Origin of the sequence: Brevibacterium aurantiacum (assembly GCF_007558825.1) — a bacterium.
Classification (GTDB): domain Bacteria; phylum Actinomycetota; class Actinomycetes; order Actinomycetales; family Brevibacteriaceae; genus Brevibacterium; species Brevibacterium aurantiacum_A.
Map to the genome: position 1 here is coordinate 286,104 of NZ_VLTK01000002.1, position 19,377 is coordinate 305,480.

Consider the following 19,377-nt stretch of genomic DNA (forward strand, 5'->3'; position numbering starts at 1 on the left):
CGCCTCATGTCCGCGGCGGACGATAGGATGGCGAACGTGACTTTTCCTCGTGTTGGTGTCATTGGCGGCGGCCAATTGGCACGTATGCTTGCCCCTGCCGCAGAAGCCCTCGGCATCCGCTTCTCGGTCCTCGCCGAGACCGCTGATGCTCCGGCCACACAGGTCATCAATGAGGTGAGCGTCGGAGACTATACGGACTTCGCGACCCTCAAGGCCTTCGCCGAGACGGTCGACGTGGTGACCTTCGACCATGAGCATGTTCCTCCCGAACATCTGCAGGCTCTCGCCGAGGCGGGCCATGTTGTCCGCCCGGGACCGCAGGCCCTCATCTTTGCTCAGGACAAGATCCTCATGCGCAGGAGAATGGACGAACTCGGCCTGCCGAACCCGGCCTGGGCAGAGATCACCTCGCGCACCGATGTCGAATCATTCGCGCAGCGAGTCGGATTCCCCTTTATCCTCAAGACGCCTCGCGGCGGCTATGACGGCAAGGGCGTGCGTGTCATCGACTCCATCGATGAGGCCGTGACCTGGCTCGACGAGGTCGGGCAGCTGCTCGCCGAGGAGAAGGTGGACTTCACCCGCGAGCTCGCCGTCATGGTCGGACGCTCCCCGATGGGCCAGACTGCGGTGTGGCCAGTAGTTGAGACCTGGCAGCAGAACGGCGTGTGCAAGGAAGCCATTGCTCCCGCACCGGGACTGGCAGCAGGCAAATCCAGAGAGATCACCGAGGCGATCCTCAAGGTCGCCGGTGCTCTCGACGTCACCGGTGTGATGGCGATGGAGTTGTTCGAGACCGCCGATGGCTTCCTCATCAACGAATTTGCGATGCGTCCCCACAACACCGGTCACTGGACCCAGGATGGGGCCGTCACCAGCCAGTTCGAACAGCATCTTCGCGCGGTCCTCGACCTGCCCCTGGGCAGCCCTGCGGCCCGTGAGGACGTCTCTGTGATGGTCAACATCCTCGGCGCCGACCACGACGACCTCTACCACCCCTATCTGCATGTGATGGCCCACGACCCTGCGGTCAAGGTCCACCTCTACGGCAAGGGCGTGCGCCCGGGCCGTAAGGTCGGCCATGTCAACGCCTACGGACGGGACGCGGATCTCGTACTGGCTCGCGCCCGTCATGCTGCGGACTTCATCGCCGGCATCGACATCAACCCGCATCCGCAGATGCCGGCCCCGGCAGATCTCGACGCAAACACGACGCCATCGGCCGATGACTCCGCTGGCACTGCCGCCACCTCCAGCGACGAAAGGGCCTGATATGCCTCCAACGAATGACGACGGATCCACGGGCAACGAGAACTCCGCGGCCAGCCGGAACGCGGGGACCGCTTCGGCGCCGGGAGCTGCGGAATCGGGCGCAGCGGAATCAGACTCCGCTGTCGTCGGAATCGTCATGGGTTCGGACTCGGACTGGCCGACGATGAAGGCCGCGGCCGAGGCCCTCGACGAACTGGGCATCGGGTCGACCGCTGAGGTCGTCTCTGCCCACCGCATGCCCGAGGACATGGTCGAGTGGGCCAAGACCGCCGCAGACCGCGGCTTGCGCGTCATCATCGCCGGCGCCGGGGGAGCGGCCCATCTGCCCGGAATGATCGCCTCGATGACCTCGCTGCCCGTCATCGGCGTTCCCGTCCCGCTGAAATACCTCGACGGCATGGACTCCCTGCTCTCGATCGTGCAGATGCCCGGAGGCGTCCCGGTGGCCACTGTCTCGATCGGCGGAGCCAAGAACGCAGGACTCCTCGCCGCCCGAATCCTCGGCGCCGGTGACACCGATGCAGCGGCGGCAATCCGCGGTCGACTCGACGAGCATCGAACCCAGCTGCGGCAGCTCGCTCTCGACAAAGGGCAGGCACTGCGGCGATAATAGGGGTACTTAACGATCGATCAGTAATAGGAGAATGATGTTCGACCTCTACCAGCCCAGCGAAGAACACGAAGAGATCCGCGCCGCAGTGCGCAATGTCGTCGAGAAGAAGATCACTCCCTTTGCCGCCGAGGTTGACGCCGATTCCCGCTACCCGCAGGAGGCCCACGACGCTCTGGTCGAGACCGACTTCTTCGCCGCCCACATCCCCGAAGAGCACGGCGGGATGGGCGCTGACGCGCTGGCAGTGGCCATCATCATCGAAGAGGTCGCACGTGGATGCGCTTCGTCATCACTGATCCCGGCCGTGAACAAGCTCGGCAGCATGCCGGTCCAGCTCGGCGGCAGCGAAGAGATCAAAGCGAAGTACTTCCCGCAGGTTGCTCGCGGTGAGGCTGGATTCTCCTATGGGCTCTCAGAACGCGAAGCCGGATCCGACACGGCCTCGATGAAGACCCGGGCAGTGGCCGATGGCGACGACTGGATCCTCAACGGTGTCAAGACCTGGATCACGAACGCCGGAGTCTCCGACTATTACACCGTCATGGCCGTGACCGACCCGGACGGTGCGCGCGGCCGCAATATCTCCGCCTTCGTCGTCGAGAAGTCCGACGAGGGATTCACCTTCGGTGAGAAGGAACGCAAGCTCGGCATCAAGGGATCGCCGACGCGTGAACTCCTCTTCGACAATGTCCGTCTGCCCGGCGACCGCATCATCGGTGACCCCGGTGAAGGACTGAAGATCGCTCTGCGGACTCTGGACCACACTCGCGTGACGATCGCCGCACAGGCCGTCGGCATCGCACAGGGCGCTTTGGACTACGCGGTGAACTATGTGAAGGAACGCCAGCAGTTCGGCAAGGCCATCGCGTCGAACCAGGGAGTCCAGTTCATGCTCGCGGACATGGGCATGAAGCTCGAAGCTGCTCGTTCGCTGACCTACACCGCTGCGGCCAAGAGCCAGCGCTTCGACGACGACCTCACCTATTTCGGAGCTGCAGCGAAGGCCTTCGCCTCGGACGCAGCCATGGAGATCACGACCGATGCCGTGCAGCTGCTCGGCGGTGCCGGTTATGTCGTCGATCATCCTGTCGAGCGGATGATGCGTGACGCGAAGATCACACAGATCTACGAAGGCACCAACCAGATCCAGCGCATGGTGATGGGGCGCAAGCTCATCGGCTGAGGCCAGACCCGCCTAGGCTGTGAGAGACCAGGCTTCGAGGAAGACGGCCATCGCTTATGGGCGGTGGCCGTCTTCGAGCCTGTGCTCCCACACTGAGGTCCACAGATCACGTGGCTGTGATCAAGTACACCTGCGATGACGCGACATGCGCAGGGCAAATGTGCCGGAATCCCAGGTTCGCACGCGCCACAATGGATGAACACAGTGGACTCTCCAGAAGGTTTGGCACAGTAGTCTGTGTCGCCGCGGTCTTCAGGTCCGCGCGGGTGGCCATAACAGCAACGAGCGCGAGGTAAAGGTAGGTCAGTGGCAGAAACGAGATATGTCGACCCCATTCATCACCCGTCGTACGCTTCACAGCCGACGAGGGATGTACGGGCGTGGATTCTTCTCCTCGTCACGGTACTCATTCCCGGGGGAGTGCAGCTGCTGTTCCGGTCTCGTCGCTGGGCCAAGATCTCGCTGTCGATCACCGCAATCACCTGGATCCTCGCGATCATTGCTCTGATCGTGATTCTCATCGACAAGAAGTTCCTCTTCACGATCGGCACGAACCCCTTCCTGCTGACGTTCCTCACAATCTGGCTGCCGGTCATCGCCGTCAACTGGATCGTGTGCCTCTTCGACACCTTGCGCCGGATCAAGCTGGTCACACTGTCCGCGAGGGCACGCAAACGCTTCCTCGCCGCGTTCTGCGCCCTGGTCCTCGTCGTTGTCGGCCCGCTGGCCTGGGGCACGACCCTGCTGGACTCCCAGCGCGGATTGATGGCTGACCTCTTCGCCTCCGGGAAAGCCGCGAAGCCCGTCGACGGTCGCTACAACATCCTTCTCCTCGGCTCAGACGCCGGCAAGGGGCGCACCGGCATCCGCCCGGATTCGCTGTCTTTGGTCTCGATCGATGCGAAGACCGGCAAGACGGTCATCGTCGGCCTTCCGCGCAATATGGAGAACGTGCCGTTCCCCGAGGACTCGCCGTTGCACCAGTACTACCCGCAGGGGTACAACTGCGGCGACGAGTGCCTGCTCAACGCGGTCTTCCAGCAAGGTGAGCGACACAAGGACGAGTTCGAGAACCCGAAACGAGCAGGTGAGCAGGCCACGATGGATGCCACCTCCGCGATCACCGGCCTCGAAGTCCAGTACTTCGCCATGGTCAACCTCAAGGGATTCGAGAGCCTCATCGACTCCCTGGGCGGAATCACCCTCGTCTCCGGTAAACGGGTGCCGATCTCTTCGAAGGTCGATCCAAACACGGGCGAGCATGGCCCGGTCAAGGGGTGGATCGAGCCGGGCAAGCAGAAACTCGACGGCTTCCACGCTCTGTGGTTTGCCCGCTCCCGTGAGTTCTCCAGCGACTACGAGCGGATGGTCCGGCAGCGCTGCGTGCAGACAGCGATGGTCAAACAGCTCGATCCCGCCACCGTTCTGACTCGGTACCAGGAGATCGCCAAGGCCACCCCAGGAGCGCTGGCGACGGACATTCCCTCTTCCGAGGTGGACGACTTCGTGGACCTGGCCCTGAAGGTCAAGTCGCAGAAGATCGAGTCGCTTGACCTCACTCCGCCCAACGTGACACCATCACAGCCTGACTTCGACGCCGCGAGGTCCTTGATTGCGGACACGATCGAAAAATCATCCCAGGATGCTGAGAAGGACAAGGACGCCCAGAGCGCCCCTGGCGATACGTCCGGAGCCGTTGCAGGGGTGAATGCGAGCCGTGGGCTCACAGCCGGAAGCACCACCCAGGTCAATGCGCAAAGTGGTAGTGAAGACGGCTCTGACGAGGGCGAAGAGAGCGCAGAGAGAGCCATCTGCTACGTGCCCTGAGATGTCGATCACCCAGCCGAGCTTGTGCGCCGACCGTGCGAAGCAGGGAATTTCGGAGGATTCTGGGAAAAACTTTCCCTCGGTGTGTCCCTTGCAAACGCTGGGAACCACACCGGTGTAATTTGGTTATTTTGTTATTTGGCTAGTCTGACACGCCGTATATGTGTAACAATTTTGAGATGTTGGGATTACCCACCGTCCTACCAACGGTGAGATGATTCCAGGGCCTGAACTTCCCTGACTTCCTCGAAAAGGCTGTAACGATGAAATACTTATTGCCCACAGTCGCGGGCTGCGCTTCAGTCGCACTCGTCGGCACCTTAGCGGTCACGGCACCGACTGCCTTCGCGGCGTCGACTGAGCCGGAAGTGACCCAAGAGGCGCTGAGCGTGAGCGAAGACGGACTCAACGTCCCCGGCGCCCGTGATTCCAGTGACTCCTCTGCCAACGTCGCCAATCAGAGCGCAACCAGCAACCTGCCGAACATCTTCAAATCGCAGACCGCTGCCGCCTCGACACAGGTGCCAGCAGTCGTCAACGCGAGTTCGGGCGCCTCGGCTGCTGCCGGTTCCACAGGGTCGGTCAACCCCGTCTCTGCAGGACTGTCCGCACCTGAGGGTGAGAGCGAAGCCGCTGAATCGGAAGCCTCCACCCCGAAGGCTGACCCATCGGCACCCGCTGAAGACTCCGAGAAGAAGGATGACGCGTCCGAGGACGCGAAGTCCGAGGGCTCTGAATCATCGGAGGAGTCGAAGGACAGCGACGATATCTCGGGCTCGGTGCGTCAGAAGACCGAAGACGGCGTCAACATCGCGCTGATCTCCGACGTCCTCGACGTTCCATCCAAAAACCCCAGCCTGATCGGCTTCACCTTCTCCGAGTCGACGTCCAACATCCGCATCCAGATCCGTGTCAAGAGCGGATCTGATTGGGGCAGCTGGGAGTCGCTCGACGAGGAGAAGCAGGAGCAGGCGAAGAACGAGGGTTCCGAACCTTTCACCGTCAACAGGGCCTCCGGTGTGCAGATGCGCATTCTGGGCGACAAGGCACCCAGCGATGCCGAACTCGTTCTCGTCGATCCGAAGCAGAATCCCAATGATGCTGCGGCCGTGGCCGAAAACGCCCCGGTGGAGATCGAGCCGCAGAGCTCCGATCCGTCCGAAAGCGCAGCAGACACCTCAGAGACGACACCCGGCTCGACTGAGGCTGCCGCGAGCACCGAGACTGTGGCTGCATCAGGTCAGGCCTCGGTCACCAATCAGAACTACGTACCGGGATCCTCGTCCACGAACAACGTGGCCAAATCCGCCAAGGTACCGAAGCCGAAGATCGGCTCGCGCGATTCGTGGGGTGCCAAGGCATACAACGGCAGCCCCGACTACGCCAGCAGCGTCAAGCAGGCTGTCGTGCACCACACCGCCGGTTCGAACAGCTACTCGGCTGAAGACGTTCCCTCGGTCCTGCGCGGTATCCAGTCCTACCACCAGTCGGGTCGAGGCTGGGATGACATCGGATACAACGTCATCGCCGATAAGTACGGCCGTCTCTGGCATGCCCGCGGCGGCGACATCAAGAAGGCCGTCATCGGTGCTCACGTGGCCGGCCACAACTCCGGTACATTCGGCATCTCGGTGCTCGGCTCCTATGACAAGTCGGCCCCGCCGAAGAAGACCAGGGATGCTGTCGCCTCGGCGATTGCCTGGAAGCTGTCGCTCGATGGCGTCAAGCCGAGCAAGTCGACCGTCGTCGCGCACCGCGACCTCGCGAACACCAGCTGCCCCGGTGACGCCTTCTATTCCAAGATGGGCGAGATCCGTTCAACTGTCACCGACATCATGAAGTCCGGCGATCTGCCGTCCGATGAGAAGAAGGACGACAAGAAGGACGACAAGAAGAAGGACGATAAGAAAGACGACGGCAAGAAGGCAACGCCGAAGCCCAAGACTGCGATCGAGAAGTACGCCGCTGACCACAAGAAGGAACTCGGCAAGGCCACTGGCAAGGAACACGATGTCAAGGGCGTTGACGGAGCACGTGCTCGCTCCTACGAGAAGGGCAACGTCTTCTGGTCCAAGAAAACCGGTGCATACCACCTGACCGGAGCGATCAAGAACTCGTATAAGGGTGACGCTGTCACCCAGCTGGGCCTGCCCACCTCGCAAGAGAAGGGCGGCCTGAAGGGCGGGGGATCGGCGCAGTCGTTCCAGAAGGGCAAGATCTACTGGTCGAAGGACACCGGTGCTCACTACACCACCGGCACGCTCCTGAACTATTGGGGTGACAAAGGTACCGTCAAGGGCCACCTTGGTTACCCCGCGTCGGACCCGGTGTACAAGGACGGACGAGGAGAGCAGCTGTTCGAAGGTGCCCGACTCGTCTGGGCCGAGGGCTATGGAACCACAGAGTTCTCGCCCACCGGAACCATTGAAGGCGGCGTAATCGACGACAATGGTCCGGGCGACACCGATGATGCCAATGCTTCCGGTGGTGCCGACGAGTCGGCACCACCGGGGGACAGCGCCACCGATGGCGGTTCGGCTGCAGACTCCGGGGAAGGTTCTACAGACGACAAAGACGCCAAGGGTGACGACAAGGATTCGAAGGACGATAAGTCCAAAGACGACGACAAGTCGGACAAGCCCAAGGATGACAAGAAGGACGATAAGTCCAAGGATGACGACAAACCGTCAAAGGCTGAGAAGATCCAGGCTCAGCGTGACTCCATCGTCAGTGAGGCGAAGGCTCACCTCGGTGTGAAGTACGTCTGGGGCGGAACCTCACCGACAAAGGGCTGGGACTGCTCGGGCTACACCCAGTACGTCTACGCCAAGCACGGCATCAAACTGCCGCGCACCACCAGCCAGCAGCGCAACGCCGGCACGGTCATTCCTGCCAGTGAGGCCAAAGCAGGCGACATGATCTGGATCCCCGGCCACATCGGCATCATCTCTGAGACCAAGGGACAGATGTACGATGCGGGCTCGTCTCGGACGAACACGACGAAGCGCAGCTACAGCTGGATGCTCGATCGTGGAGCGAAGGTCATTCGCGTGGTCGGCTGACGGCAGCACGGTGACATCGGCCGAGTCAGACTCGGCAGAGAGTCCCAATGCCTCGCGGTCGGTTCTGGAAAGAACCGGCCGCGAGGCATTTTCTGGTCCGGTTCACCTGCGACTTGGGCCCGGATATCCATAGACTCTCTTTGCAGCTGGCCCGTCTGTCTCGTGCGGTCAGCCTCATGTGCCGCTCCACGGGCCCCTGACTACGCGGTGAACAACAGATGTCCTTGCCTGAACAGTCAGTGAAGCCACTTGGGAAAACCCTGATCTGTCAAGATAGACGCGCTAACGTGGAGAAACACGCACGGCAAATGCATGTGTGTTCATCCGAACAGTCCAGCCGAAGGGGACCAAGACAGTGCGCCGATTGCACAACACGGTCAAGAATTTTGCTTGGGGCAGCACGGACGCGATCCCGGCGATCCTGGGAACTGCGCCCGACGGCACTCCTTGCGCCGAGCTTTGGCTCGGAGCACATCCCCTCAGCCCCTCCCGTCTGGACATAGGTCAGTCTGACCAGCAGCGCACGGCCTACCGCTCCGCGCAGCAGGGGTCATCGTCTTCGCTGGACGTGAAGACGGACAACAGCACCGTGGGACCCAATCTCATCGAATACCTTGCCGGTGACCCAGAAGGTCTGCTGGGCCATGACTCGCTGCAGGTCTTCGGGCCGCGTCTGCCATTCCTGCTCAAGGTCCTCTCCGCGCAGAAGGCACTTTCCATTCAGGTTCACCCGAATCCAGAGCAGGCGGCCATCGGATTCGCCCGGGAAGAGTCCGAAGGCCCCGATCTCGACGCTTCGACCCGTAACTACAAGGACCCGTCGGCCAAACCGGAACTCATCTACGCCCTCACCGAATTCCACGCGCTGACCGGATTCCGTTCGCGCAAAGCCGTGCGTGCAACCTTCGAACGTCTGCTGTCTCTGTCACTGTCACCGGCTTCCCTGGACTTCCTCGGAGACGTGATCTCGGCGCTGAAATCGGTGACTGAGGCTAAGGCCTTCGCCAAGGCAGTGGAGCTCGTCCTCGGCGATGCCCGGTCGGCCGAGTTTGTGGACGAGATCGCCGGCCAGGATCTGGCAGAGCTGCCAGAGGGACACATCAGCCGTTCGGGCACAGCCGTCGATCCTGCTGAGACCTTCCAGGAGCTTGTGGCTGACTATCCTTCCGATCCTGGGGTGCTTGTGGCACTCATGCTCAATCGCGTTCACCTGCAGCCCGGGGAAGCCCTGGCGATGGAATCAGGTGTGCTGCACGCCTACCTCGGCGGGACCGGAATCGAGGTCATGGCCTCGAGCGACAACGTTCTGCGCGGGGGACTGACGAACAAGCACATCGACATTCCGGAGCTCGGAAAGGTTGCGAAGTTCGGCTCCGCAAAACCTCGAATGGTTGAACCTGACCGCGCCGGAATCCTCTTCGGTGCGACCGAGGATTTCGCACTGCAGTCGCTGCGGTGCCCACGACTGACGCAGGTCGAGCGCCGAGGCGCGAGCATCGCCCTGTGCACCTCGGGAAGCATCACTCTGACCTCCCTCGGGTCCACAGTGACACTCACACGTGGCCAGAGCGTTTTCATCGCGGCAAATGAGCCCACAGTGACCGCAGACGGCCACGGAGACCTGTTCGTGGCCACCACCGGACTCGACACCTCGCTGCCCTTCGCCTGAAGCACCTGGCTGGCCTCTTTTGGCCGGTCTGGGCGACTGCTGGATGCCGAGCGGACTGGCGCGAGTGAGGTGGGCCGCGCCACCGCGAGCACCCTGCACCGTCGGAACCAGATCACCTCGTTCCTCAGGTGCCTTTTGCCGCTGAGGGGAGGAGTCGCTGAACTAGCTGGTGTATTTGCAGCTGACGGGATGTTGAGCGAGAGACTGTGCGTGGTGCACCGAGGAGCGAAGTCTCTGATCGCGTCTCCCAGGCCCGAGAGTCATCTGCAAGTGGTCCCACGCACCACCGCACCGATTCATCCGCGCGGGTGAAAGCTCCCTGACACAAGAAAGAGGCCGTCCTGAGCCGAATTCCTCGAAAGGAATCGGCCCAGAACGGCCCCACGTCTCACAACGGCTCTGTATGACGCCGCCGGAGCAGCGCTACCTCACGATGCACGTTGCCTGTCTGACTTCACAGTGCCAGCCACCCGGCTGTCACCGTCCGGCAGCCGCTCGGCGGTCTCCACCCGGCCGTCACAGTGCCAGCCGCTCGGCGGTCGGTGCCTCAGGCGGCGTCGACGCTGATGGTGGGGACGTCGTCGGGGACGTTCACCTCGGCGCCGGTCTTCTCCTTGACCTCTTCGACGGTGACTCCGGGAGCCAGTTCGACGAGAGTGAATGAGTCTCCGGAGACGTCGAGCACGGCGATGTCGGTGATGACGCGGCTGACGACTCCCTTGCCCGTCAGGGGCAGCTCACAGGACGACAGCAGCTTGTGTGAGCCGTCCTTGGCAACATGGTCCATGATGACGATGACGCGCTGGGCTCCGTGGACCAGATCCATGGCCCCGCCCATTCCCTTGACCATCTTTCCGGGGATCATCCAGTTTGCGATGTCGCCGTTCGTGGCGACCTGCATTGCGCCGAGGATCGCGGCATTGACCTTGCCGCCGCGGATCATGCCGAAGCTGGCAGCAGAGTCGAAGAAGGAAGCGCCGGGGAGCATTGTGACGATCTCCTTGCCGGCGTTGATGAGATCAGGATCGACCTCGTCCTCGGTGGGGTATGGGCCGACTCCGAGGAGACCGTTCTCCGACTGGAGGACGAGGTCGACTCCCTCGGGCAGGTAGTTGGGCACGAGTGTCGGCATTCCGATGCCCAGGTTGACGTAGCTGCCGTCTTCGAGTTCCTGGGCTGCGCGGGCGGCCATCTGATTTCTTGTCAATGACATTTCGGCTCCTCAGGCTTCGCGAACGGTACGTTTTTCGATGGGCTTGTCGGCCACCTGCTCCGCGGTCAGCTCGACGACGCGGTGGACGAAGATGCCGGGAACGTGGACGTCATCGGGGTCGATCTCTCCAGGCTCGACGAGCTTCTCGACCTCGGCGATGGTGATCCGGGCCGACTGTGCGGCCGGGGGATTGAAGTTCCTGGCCGAAGAGTTGAAGACGAGATTGCCGTGGCGGTCTCCGATGGCGGCGCGGACGAGTGCGTAGTCGGGAGCAAGTGACTCCTCGAGGACGTATTCCTCCTCTTCACCGAAGGTGTCGAAGACGCGTGTGTCCTTGGCCGGTGACTCCTTGACGACGTTGCCCTCGGCGTCGTACTTCCACGGCATGCCGCCGTCGGCGACCTGAGTGCCGGCACCGGTGATCGTGTAGAACGCTGGGATTCCGGCTCCGCCGGCGCGCAGCTTCTCCGCCAGGGTGCCCTGCGGGGTCAGCTCGACCTCGAGTTCGCCGGAGAGGTACTGGCGGGCGAACTCCTTGTTCTCTCCGACATAGGAGGCAATGATCCGGCGGAGGCGGTGGTCGGCGAGCAGCAGGCCCAAGCCCCGTCCGTCGACTCCGGCGTTGTTCGAGATCACTTCGAGGTCCTTGGCGCCCTGGTCCTTGATCGCTCGAATCAGGAACTCAGGCACGCCCACAACACCGAAACCGCCCACGGCGATCGATGATCCATCTGCAATATCGGCTACCGCCTCAGCGGGAGTATCAACTACTTTGTCCATACGCCCAGTCTGCCACGGACCTCGCCGAGGCTGCCCGCCAGGTCCGCAATGCGAGCCTCATCCATCCCGTTGGCCAGCACAGACTCACCCCCGCGAAGGAGATGGCCCAGGAACGTCGCCCATTCCTCGGGACCCGGAGTTGAGTTCGCGACGAGGAGGCCGGAGCTGGAATCGTCTGGAGAGTCGGTCCACTGGACCTCCTGACCACCGACGATGAGAGTCCCGGTGGACTGGAGGCGCCGAGGTGTCACGTCCGGGTAGGCGCGGATAGCTGAGTTGACGTCGATGAAGTCCTCATCGACCGGTGTGCTCAGCGCCAGTGCCGGCGGGTTGTAGACGAAGACCTCCTCGGCATCGACCAGTCGCTCATCGTGCTCGTGGCCCTGCGGTACGAAGGCGTGGAAATCGCCATCTGGGGCTGGTGACCCGTCCGTGCCGAGCACGACGCGACCGTCGGCGAGGAGGACACTGAGAATGGCGACGAGCTCTCGCCAGTGCAGTCCGGCAGGCAGCGGAACGAAGAGCGTGAAATCAGGGCCGAGGTCGTAGTCGCCGAAGAGGCCGACACCCTTGTTCACCCAGTTCGCCACGACTGGACCGGTGAGGTCGAGTCGGTCGAAGTCGGGTCCGCGCCAGAAGAGGACGGCTCCGCCGGTGCGGCTGATGATGGAAAGATCCACGGGGGATGACCTGCTTTCTCTATGGTGATGGGGCGTTCACTGGGACGGGAGCCCGATGTTCAGGGGGTCAGGAGGCCGATATTGATCCGGACACCACGGGGGAACGCTCCGAGCTCTCCGTCGGCCCACTCCCACTGCGTGGTCGCGCTGAGATCCTCGGCGAAGAGCGCAGTGTGCATGCGCTCGACGAGAGACCCGAGGCCGACCATCGCCTCCAGCAAGGGAGGACCACCGGCCTGCGGAGTCGCCGGAGAATCGGAGGGAGCCATGGTGATCCGGGAGCCGGACCCCTCGATGCGCATCCGCCATGCAGCCTGCCCGGGGGTGCGTGAAGCTCCAGCGCGGACGACGCGGATGGCGCGTGAGACGCGTTCGAGGATGTCGTCACTGTTGTCACCGGCTGCGGCACGGCCGGGCAGCTCGGTGACCCCGAGGCCTCTGTGGATTGCTTCGACGTGGCCGTAGCGGAACCAGTCCTCCCCGAGGTCGCGGCTCAGAGCCTTCGCCCCGGCTCGGCCGTTGTCGAGATATCCGCCGGCGCCGCGTACGAGTGCCATCGGCAGTCCGCGCGACGATCCCTTGACGAGGTCGGCCGCGGCGGCGATCTCATCGGCCACCGCGCGCACGGTCACCGATTGCACCCGGCCATCATCATCTGGTCTGCCACGCTGATCGTCGAGGCCTGAGAATCCGGAGAGACCGAGCGCGAAATCACCGACGCCGATCCTCCAAGGCCGCGAGATGGTGTCGGAGATGACGACCCCGATCCGCACGGAGAAGGACTCTTCGACCCGCAGCCGCAGCTTCTGTGCCGAAGCATCGCTGTCGTGAGGGTGGAGGACGACGGCGCCGCTCGAATTCGACTGGTCGAGTCCGGCCGCCGCCTGCACAGTTCCTGACTTGGTGCGCACGACCTGGACGGTCGACCCGGAGGCATAGGTCCGTTCGGCAACGAGGTGATTCGACGAATCCTTGACGAGGTCCTCGAACTCCGCCCGGTCCTTCACACTGCGCATTCGACCATCAGCTTTGGACACCACCTTCGAGGCGATGACGAGGATGTCGCCGTCCTTGAGGTCGATCCGATTCCGGCGCAGAGCGTTGACAAGGATCGCTGCCAGATCGGAACCGGCTTCGATGGGCTCCTCTACGGGAGGCGCATACACGGTGAGCAGTCGGTCATTCATCGATGCGTCCCCATCATCGTCGGGCCGCCTCTGCGCCCGGATTCAGTGGGCGGACGCGGGGATCGGGCGACGATTGCGAGTGATTCGACTCTCATGTCTCCATATTCCCACTGACGGCGAATGATTTCGAAATTCTCCGGATTTGCTCAGCCGCTCACTACAGGTTGTGTCAATATCAGATAGTGGTCGCTACATGTGGTGTCATCGGCGCGTGTGTATGTGAAGGTGTGTTCGATTAAACCGCAGGTGCCCACTGCAATACTCCACAAGGGCTTGACGGGGCGGTAATGACACGCGTGTAATTTATAGTTAACAGGGGAACGCACTTAGCACGAATCCTCGGATTCGAGCATCCACCACGCTGATACGGTCAGCACGAGCTTCACCTCCGGAACCATCCGGGGAGCCGGTCGCACCCAGACCACTCAGCTCCTCGAACGCTACCGGAATCGGAGCTCGCAGTGGTGGGTGAGCTGAGAGTGAGAAAGGGGAAAACCGTGCAAAGCGCACAGAGCAAAAGGCAGGAGAGGGAAGACTTCTCCACAGTCGTGCCTGGAGTCACTTCTCGAAGTGCCGAAGACTGGTTCGTCGAACCAGGGGCCCGTACTCCGGACACTCTGCCTGATCCATTGGCGATCGATCCGAACGATCTGACACCGCTTCCCACGGACAACTCCGCAGTATCGCCGCTCTCGCTGCTCTTCGGGGCAGCCGAGGACGGCGAGCTATCCTGGCAGGACCAAGCGCTGTGCGCTCAGACCGACCCCGAGGCGTTCTTCCCTGAAAAGGGCGGATCGACTCGTGAGGCCAAACGTGTCTGTGCCTCGTGCGACGTCCGGTCAGACTGCCTCGAATACGCGCTGGCGAATGACGAGCGCTTCGGAATCTGGGGCGGTATGTCTGAACGTGAACGCCGCCGACTGAAGAAACAGGTCGTGTGAAACCTGCCGTCACCGTTGTCCTCGCCTCAGGCGATGACAGCAGCAGGGTTGAGCTCGAAACAGCTCTGAGCAAGACCTACCCCGAGATCCCGGTCGTGGATCTCGGGGGTCTTGACGTCACAGAGGCACTTGCACTCCCCAAGATTGCCGACAGCACCCATCTGTGGTTCCTCACCGCAGACTCACGTCCGGAACCCGATTGCCTCGAGGAGCTGCTCGACGCCATCGGCGCAACCGAATCGATCGCCGCCGTCGGTCCCAAGATCATGCACCAAGACCACATCGTCTCCGCCGGAGTCACCACCACCTCGGCGGGAGCCAGGGTCAACCCGGTTGCCGACGGAGAGGTCGATCAGGGCCAGCGCGACGGCCAATCGGAGACATTGGGCCTCGACTTGCCCGGCATGCTCATCTCCACCACCGAGCTCGAAAGAATAGGTGCTCCTTCGCGCGTCCTCGGCGTGGCCTATCGCGGTCTTGAATACTCGCGTCGACTGCGCGACCTCGGCCGCCGAGTCGTCGTCGCCCCACGCGCCGGACTCACCGTGTCCGCACACTCGGCCGCCCAGCTGGGCTCCTCGCCTCTGCCACCACTGTCGAAATCTCAGATCCGGACGGAACAGCGCTACCGGCTCAGCCTCGCCACCCCCGGATTCGCCGGCATCTTCTGTCTCCTCATCCTCACCCAGCTGAAGAACACCCTGGCGGGACTCCTGTCGAACAACGTCCGCGCCGCCTCCTGGTACTTCTCCGCACTGCTCGGGCTCGTCTCCGACGCCGGAACCACCTCACGGCTGAGACGGTCCAACGCTCGCCGCAACCGCCTGGCCAAACGCACCACCGACTCTCATGTGGCTCCGCTCTACGCGGACCCGGACGAACTCGCCGTCCAGCGCAGGAGCATGAACTCCGCCGAGGAAGCCCGCCTGGCCCAGGCCGAGTCGTCCACCGTCAGCGGCCCGGGCCACATCGACGAAACCGAGCTCAACCCGGTCGGTGACACGGAAGAAGCCATCGACTCGTTCTCACGCCTCGAGGTCACCGGCGGTTCGGGACTCTTCCGCAGCCCTCTGACCTACCTCCTCCTCGCGGCCGCGGCACTGAGCGGCCTCGTCTCCTACCGTCTCTTCGGCCCCGGCCACCTCGTCGGCGGTGCACTGGGATCCACCGACGTGACGATGGGTGATCTCGTCGCCCGACTGCTCAGCCCTCACCTCGATGTCTCCACCGGTGCCACCGCTCCCGCCGACCCCTACCAGCTGGTCCTCGCAGCCCTCAGCGTTCCGTTCCTAGGCGACGTCGACATCATGGCCCGGACCCTGATCCTCCTCGCCCCGATCCTTGCCGTCATCGCCGCCTACCGTGCCGCGGGCGCAATCGTGAAGCGAAGGTGGGTACGCGGATTCGCCGGTCTGCTGTGGATTGCGGCCCCACTCTTCGTCACCGCGCTCTCCGACGGCCGCCTCGGCGTGATCCTCGTCTGGATTGCAGCACCGCTCTTCGTCATCGCCCTGCGGCGCAGCCTGCGCACAGGGTCGATCGCCGCGGCCGCAGGTGCCGGACTCCTGCTGTTCCTGATGATCGCCGGCATGCCGCTGATGCTTCCTCTGGGCATCATCCTCACCGTGGTGCTGGTGTGCACCGGGCGCGGTCTGCGCCACCTGTGGCTGCTGGCCCCGACCCTGTTCCTGGCGTGGCCCTGGCTGGTCGACCTCGTGACTGCTCCGGGTGCGCTCTTCGTCATGCCCGGCCAGACCCTGGCCCCGCCGGCACCGCCCAGCTACCTCCTCGCGGTCGGCTTTCCCTCGACGATCGACATGAGCTGGCTGGCCGATCTCCTGTCCGCTGTCGGCGTCAACGGCGTCAGCCCCGGGATGCTCCAGCTGTGGGCACCGGTTCTGGTGCTGCCGATGCTCATCCTCGCGTTCCTCACGCTCATCGAAGCTCACCTCAGACTCTCACGCCTGATGTGGGCCGTGGGACTCTACCTCGCGGGTCTGCTGTTGGCCACCGTCCAGGTCCTCATCCCGGCCCAAACCGGTCCCTTCCACCTCATCGGCTCCTATCCTGCCGCGGGACTGACCCTGCTCAGTCTCGGCGCGATCATGCTGCTCACGCTCGGGGCTCAGACCACGACGACGAAATCGACGAACTCCAGGCGACTGCCCATGCGGGGTCTGTCCGGACTCGTGGCCATCGCCGCCGTCGGACTCATCATCGTCAGCGCCGGGCCCAGCACCACCTCGGCGAACAATGTCACCACCCAGGAACACGGCACCGTCCCGGCGCTGGCCGCCGACCGCGCTGCCGGTGATGCTCAGGCGCGCACGCTGCGCCTCGACGTCGTCGACGGCGAAGTCCGTGCCCGCCTCCTCTCGTCCGCCGATGGGACCGTCATCGGGACCTCGACCATCCGGTCCGCCGAGGCAGTCGGTGGCTGGCCGTGGGAGCGCAGACCTCTGCCGATTGGCGAGGACCAGACACTCATCGCTCAGGCCGCTGCGGCGCTCTCGGCCGATGACGCCGGAGACGTCCGCACCATCCTCGGTCAGCTGGGCGTGGACTTCGTCCTCGTCGACTCGGATGCGAAGAATCTGACGAACTCAGTGGCCGCCGCCGACGGAGTCGTCCAGGTCGGTCCGACCGAATCGGGTCGCCTGTGGCAGGTCGACAATCCCTACAGCGGCCGGTTCCTCGTCCGCGAACCCGACGGCACGATGAGCACCGCACCGATGCACGGCACCACCGCCGAGGTGGCTCCAGGTGAGGACGGACGCACCCTGATCGTGTCCGACAGTTCCGACAACATCACCGCCAGCCTCGATGGCAACGACCTGCCGAAGCCGGAGAAGCCGACGATCGGCTGGGCCTCCGAGTACTCCTTGCCTGCTTCCGGCGGCGAGGTCGAACTCACCTACGGTTCGTCGCTCTACGCCCCAGGCGTCATCATCGGCTGGATTCTCGGCCTTCTGACCATCATCGTCGCGATCCCCTTCGGGTCTCAGCGCCAGACACGGGCCTGGTCACGAACGACGCGGGCGAAATCCGAACGAAAGTCTGAAGCCGCACCCGAGCATCCTGTGGAGGCGAAGTCATGAAACACATGCGCAGCATCGTGACCTTCGCGGCGATCGCCGTACCGGGAATCCTCGTCGCGACGACCTCATTCCTGACTCCGCTGACTCCGGGCACACTCGACCGCAGTCCCGAGCAGGTCAGAATGCCCACCGCCGACACCCGTGTGATCTGCCCCGGTCCGCTCCTGACTGATGACGAAGCAGAGGGCACCGACGCGGAGTTCGTCGACGACTCGAACGTGTCCACACGTGCCGTCTCCGCCTCCGCACCGATCAGTGCCGCAGACGGCTCGGTCTCCGCGGCCCGTCTCCAGGTTGCGGATCTGGGTGGTTCGGCGAACTTCGACAACCCCAGCTCCGACGGCTTCGTCTCCGGCGACGATCCCATCGACAAGACCAAACTCATCACCGGGTTCGCCCGGCCCGGGGCACCGGCGCTGACGACCGGCGTCGAAACCGTCGAAGGCACCTCCGGAGACCTCACAGGACTCGCGACACTGACCTGTGGTTCGGCGGCGAGCAACTTCCGGATCCTGGCTGGCTCCGGTGCAGCAGGATCGAACTCCCAGCTGTTGCTGAGCAATCCCGGCGACGTTCCCGTGCAGGCCGAAGTCACGCTCATGACACCGTCGGGAGAGCGCGGGGAGCCGACAGAGGTCAGCATCAAGGCAGGGAAGCAGCGAGCCATCCGATTGGGTGGTCTCGCCGCAGGTGCGGAATCGCTGGCCGTCGATGTCAACGTCGACGGGGGAGTCGTGGCCGGGTCCCTCCAGGAGACCGTGCTCGACGGTCTCACCCCTAAAGGCATCGATCTGGCCACGAGCGGAGCAGAAGCCGACACACAGCAGGTCGTCACCGGACTCGACGGGAAGGACGCACGCCTGCGCGTGGCCAACCCGGGCGATGACCTGGCAGAGATATCGCTCAAGGCCTATGGACCCGATGGGGAGATCGACATTCCCCGCTCATCGATGACCGTTGTCGCACACGGAGTCGCCGAGGCCGACCTCGGAGATCTTGACGCCACAAGCGTCGTCCTCGATTCGGGCCAAGCCATTCAGGCCAGCGCATTCATCGGTCAGGACGGGGAGAAGGGAAGCTCAGACTTCGGAAGCATCAACGCCACCGACGCTCTCGCCGAGTCCCAGGTCATGGCTCTGCCGCGCACAGGCACCGGGAAACTGTACCTCTCACCAGGGCAGGGGCAGGTGCAGGTGAGAGGCATGCTCGACGACGGTTCGCTCACGGAGGGTCAGTCGATTGACCTCAATCCGACCGGCACCACCGAATTCAGCCCGGCCGAGGTCTCCCCGGACGCAGTCCGCGCCATCGTCATCAGCGGTGAGAACGCCTCAGGTTCCCAGTCCGACGGTGTCCACGCCAGCTATGTGGTCACCACAGACTCAGGGATCTCCGCGGTGCAGCCGGCCCCGGCACCTGCCGGCGTGGCCTACCGCGACATCCGCCTCGGCTAGGAATTCCTGAGGATCTCGACCTGGTCGGCGACGACTTCGGCGATGAGCGAGTCCCGTTGCCCGCTGCTGTGATATTCGATGACTCGCCGGTAGAGGACGATGTGCGTGTGCCTGTTCGCGGTGGCCGGAAAGACCCGGCCGAAGGCGGGCTCGGTGGAGCTCGCCGGTGGAACCGCATCAATGGCCAATACCACCTCGGCGAGCAGTGCCGGTTCCTGCGCCCGGAAGCGGGCGAACTCCTCGGCCGCGACACGGGCAAAACTCTCCGCCCGACGCAGACGGGCGGGGACGTCGGCCAGGAACAGCGGGGACCGCAGTCCGCGGCCGTGCCGATCACGATGACGCCTGGTACTCATGAGTCAATATTCTACCGACCATACGGCCCTGGTTGACCAAGA

General features: G+C 63.5%; 14 protein-coding genes. 9 read left to right on the forward strand and 5 right to left on the reverse strand.

Going from position 1 to position 19,377, the window contains the following annotated elements:
- Nucleotides 1-27 precede the first annotated feature (27 nt).
- From FO013_RS03715 to manA, 6 genes are all read left to right on the forward strand, one after another.
- On the forward strand, nucleotides 28-1,272 hold the full coding sequence (locus tag FO013_RS03715) for a 5-(carboxyamino)imidazole ribonucleotide synthase (protein WP_143921218.1): 1,245 nt from the start codon (nucleotides 28-30) through the stop codon (nucleotides 1,270-1,272).
- Nucleotides 1,273-1,408: 136 nt separating this feature from the next.
- Entirely contained in the window at nucleotides 1,409-1,882 is a 474-nt protein-coding gene (gene purE, locus FO013_RS03720) for a 5-(carboxyamino)imidazole ribonucleotide mutase (protein WP_143921456.1), read from the forward strand.
- Between the two features lie 37 nt (nucleotides 1,883-1,919).
- Nucleotides 1,920-3,068, forward strand: a complete 1,149-nt coding sequence (locus FO013_RS03725; RefSeq protein WP_143921457.1) for an acyl-CoA dehydrogenase family protein — start codon at nucleotides 1,920-1,922, stop codon at nucleotides 3,066-3,068.
- A gap of 306 nt (nucleotides 3,069-3,374) precedes the next feature.
- Complete coding sequence (locus FO013_RS03730) at nucleotides 3,375-4,895, forward strand: LCP family protein (protein ID WP_143921219.1); 1,521 nt, start codon at nucleotides 3,375-3,377, stop codon at nucleotides 4,893-4,895.
- Nucleotides 4,896-5,158: 263 nt separating this feature from the next.
- Nucleotides 5,159-7,957, forward strand: coding sequence for an NlpC/P60 family protein (locus tag FO013_RS03735; RefSeq protein ID WP_260847980.1), 2,799 nt, complete (start codon nucleotides 5,159-5,161; stop codon nucleotides 7,955-7,957).
- A 355-nt stretch (nucleotides 7,958-8,312) separates the two neighbouring features.
- Nucleotides 8,313-9,626, forward strand: a complete 1,314-nt coding sequence (manA, locus tag FO013_RS03740) for a mannose-6-phosphate isomerase, class I (RefSeq protein ID WP_143921220.1) — start codon at nucleotides 8,313-8,315, stop codon at nucleotides 9,624-9,626.
- Between the two features lie 547 nt (nucleotides 9,627-10,173).
- Here the strand turns inward: manA and FO013_RS03745 are convergent.
- The 4 genes from FO013_RS03745 to FO013_RS03760 are packed head-to-tail and all read right to left on the reverse strand — an operon-like array spanning nucleotide 10,174 to nucleotide 13,486.
- A complete protein-coding gene (locus FO013_RS03745) occupies nucleotides 10,174-10,839 on the reverse strand; it encodes a CoA transferase subunit B (RefSeq protein WP_143921221.1) in 666 nt (221 codons plus the stop codon).
- A gap of 9 nt (nucleotides 10,840-10,848) precedes the next feature.
- Entirely contained in the window at nucleotides 10,849-11,619 is a 771-nt protein-coding gene (locus tag FO013_RS03750) for a CoA transferase subunit A (RefSeq protein ID WP_143921222.1), read from the reverse strand.
- The gene (locus FO013_RS03755) at nucleotides 11,607-12,299 is read right to left on the reverse strand and encodes a hypothetical protein (protein WP_143921223.1); all 693 of its coding nucleotides are present in this window, start codon (nucleotides 12,297-12,299) and stop codon (nucleotides 11,607-11,609) included. The genes FO013_RS03750 and FO013_RS03755 overlap by 13 nt, the downstream gene beginning before the upstream one ends.
- A gap of 59 nt (nucleotides 12,300-12,358) precedes the next feature.
- Nucleotides 12,359-13,486: a coenzyme F420-0:L-glutamate ligase gene (locus FO013_RS03760; protein WP_143921224.1), complete on the reverse strand. Its 1,128-nt coding sequence runs from the start codon at nucleotides 13,484-13,486 to the stop codon at nucleotides 12,359-12,361.
- A gap of 497 nt (nucleotides 13,487-13,983) precedes the next feature.
- On the opposite strand from FO013_RS03760, the gene FO013_RS23130 reads away from it, so the two are divergent.
- Genes FO013_RS23130 through FO013_RS03775 form a run of 3 tightly spaced genes read left to right on the forward strand, consistent with a single transcriptional unit; the run spans nucleotide 13,984 to nucleotide 18,979 of the window.
- Nucleotides 13,984-14,427, forward strand: coding sequence for a WhiB family transcriptional regulator (locus FO013_RS23130; RefSeq protein WP_269465931.1), 444 nt, complete (start codon nucleotides 13,984-13,986; stop codon nucleotides 14,425-14,427).
- Nucleotides 14,424-17,525, forward strand: a complete 3,102-nt coding sequence (locus FO013_RS03770; RefSeq protein ID WP_143921225.1) for a glycosyltransferase family protein — start codon at nucleotides 14,424-14,426, stop codon at nucleotides 17,523-17,525. Before FO013_RS23130 ends, FO013_RS03770 begins: the two co-directional genes overlap by 4 nt.
- Complete coding sequence (locus FO013_RS03775; protein ID WP_143921226.1) at nucleotides 17,522-18,979, forward strand: DUF5719 family protein; 1,458 nt, start codon at nucleotides 17,522-17,524, stop codon at nucleotides 18,977-18,979. Before FO013_RS03770 ends, FO013_RS03775 begins: the two co-directional genes overlap by 4 nt.
- Here the strand turns inward: FO013_RS03775 and FO013_RS03780 are convergent.
- A complete protein-coding gene (locus tag FO013_RS03780; protein WP_143921227.1) occupies nucleotides 18,976-19,335 on the reverse strand; it encodes a metallopeptidase family protein in 360 nt (119 codons plus the stop codon). The genes FO013_RS03775 and FO013_RS03780 overlap by 4 nt on opposite strands.
- Between the last annotated feature and the right edge of the window lie 42 nt (nucleotides 19,336-19,377).

What these genes read in the sequence shown, in the direction of transcription:
- FO013_RS03715 (WP_143921218.1), top strand. Translation starts at nt 28, where the DNA reads ATGGCGAACGTGACTTTTCCTCGTGTTGGTGTCATTGGCGGCGGCCAA.
- purE (WP_143921456.1), top strand. Translation starts at nt 1,409, where the DNA reads ATGGGTTCGGACTCGGACTGGCCGACGATGAAGGCCGCGGCCGAGGCC.
- FO013_RS03725 (WP_143921457.1), top strand. Translation starts at nt 1,920, where the DNA reads ATGTTCGACCTCTACCAGCCCAGCGAAGAACACGAAGAGATCCGCGCC.
- FO013_RS03735 (WP_260847980.1), top strand. Translation starts at nt 5,159, where the DNA reads ATGAAATACTTATTGCCCACAGTCGCGGGCTGCGCTTCAGTCGCACTC.
- FO013_RS03745 (WP_143921221.1), bottom strand. Translation starts at nt 10,839, where the DNA reads ATGTCATTGACAAGAAATCAGATGGCCGCCCGCGCAGCCCAGGAACTC.
- FO013_RS03750 (WP_143921222.1), bottom strand. Translation starts at nt 11,619, where the DNA reads ATGGACAAAGTAGTTGATACTCCCGCTGAGGCGGTAGCCGATATTGCA.
- FO013_RS03760 (WP_143921224.1), bottom strand. Translation starts at nt 13,486, where the DNA reads ATGAATGACCGACTGCTCACCGTGTATGCGCCTCCCGTAGAGGAGCCC.
- FO013_RS03775 (WP_143921226.1), top strand. Translation starts at nt 17,522, where the DNA reads ATGAAACACATGCGCAGCATCGTGACCTTCGCGGCGATCGCCGTACCG.
- FO013_RS03780 (WP_143921227.1), bottom strand. Translation starts at nt 19,335, where the DNA reads ATGAGTACCAGGCGTCATCGTGATCGGCACGGCCGCGGACTGCGGTCC.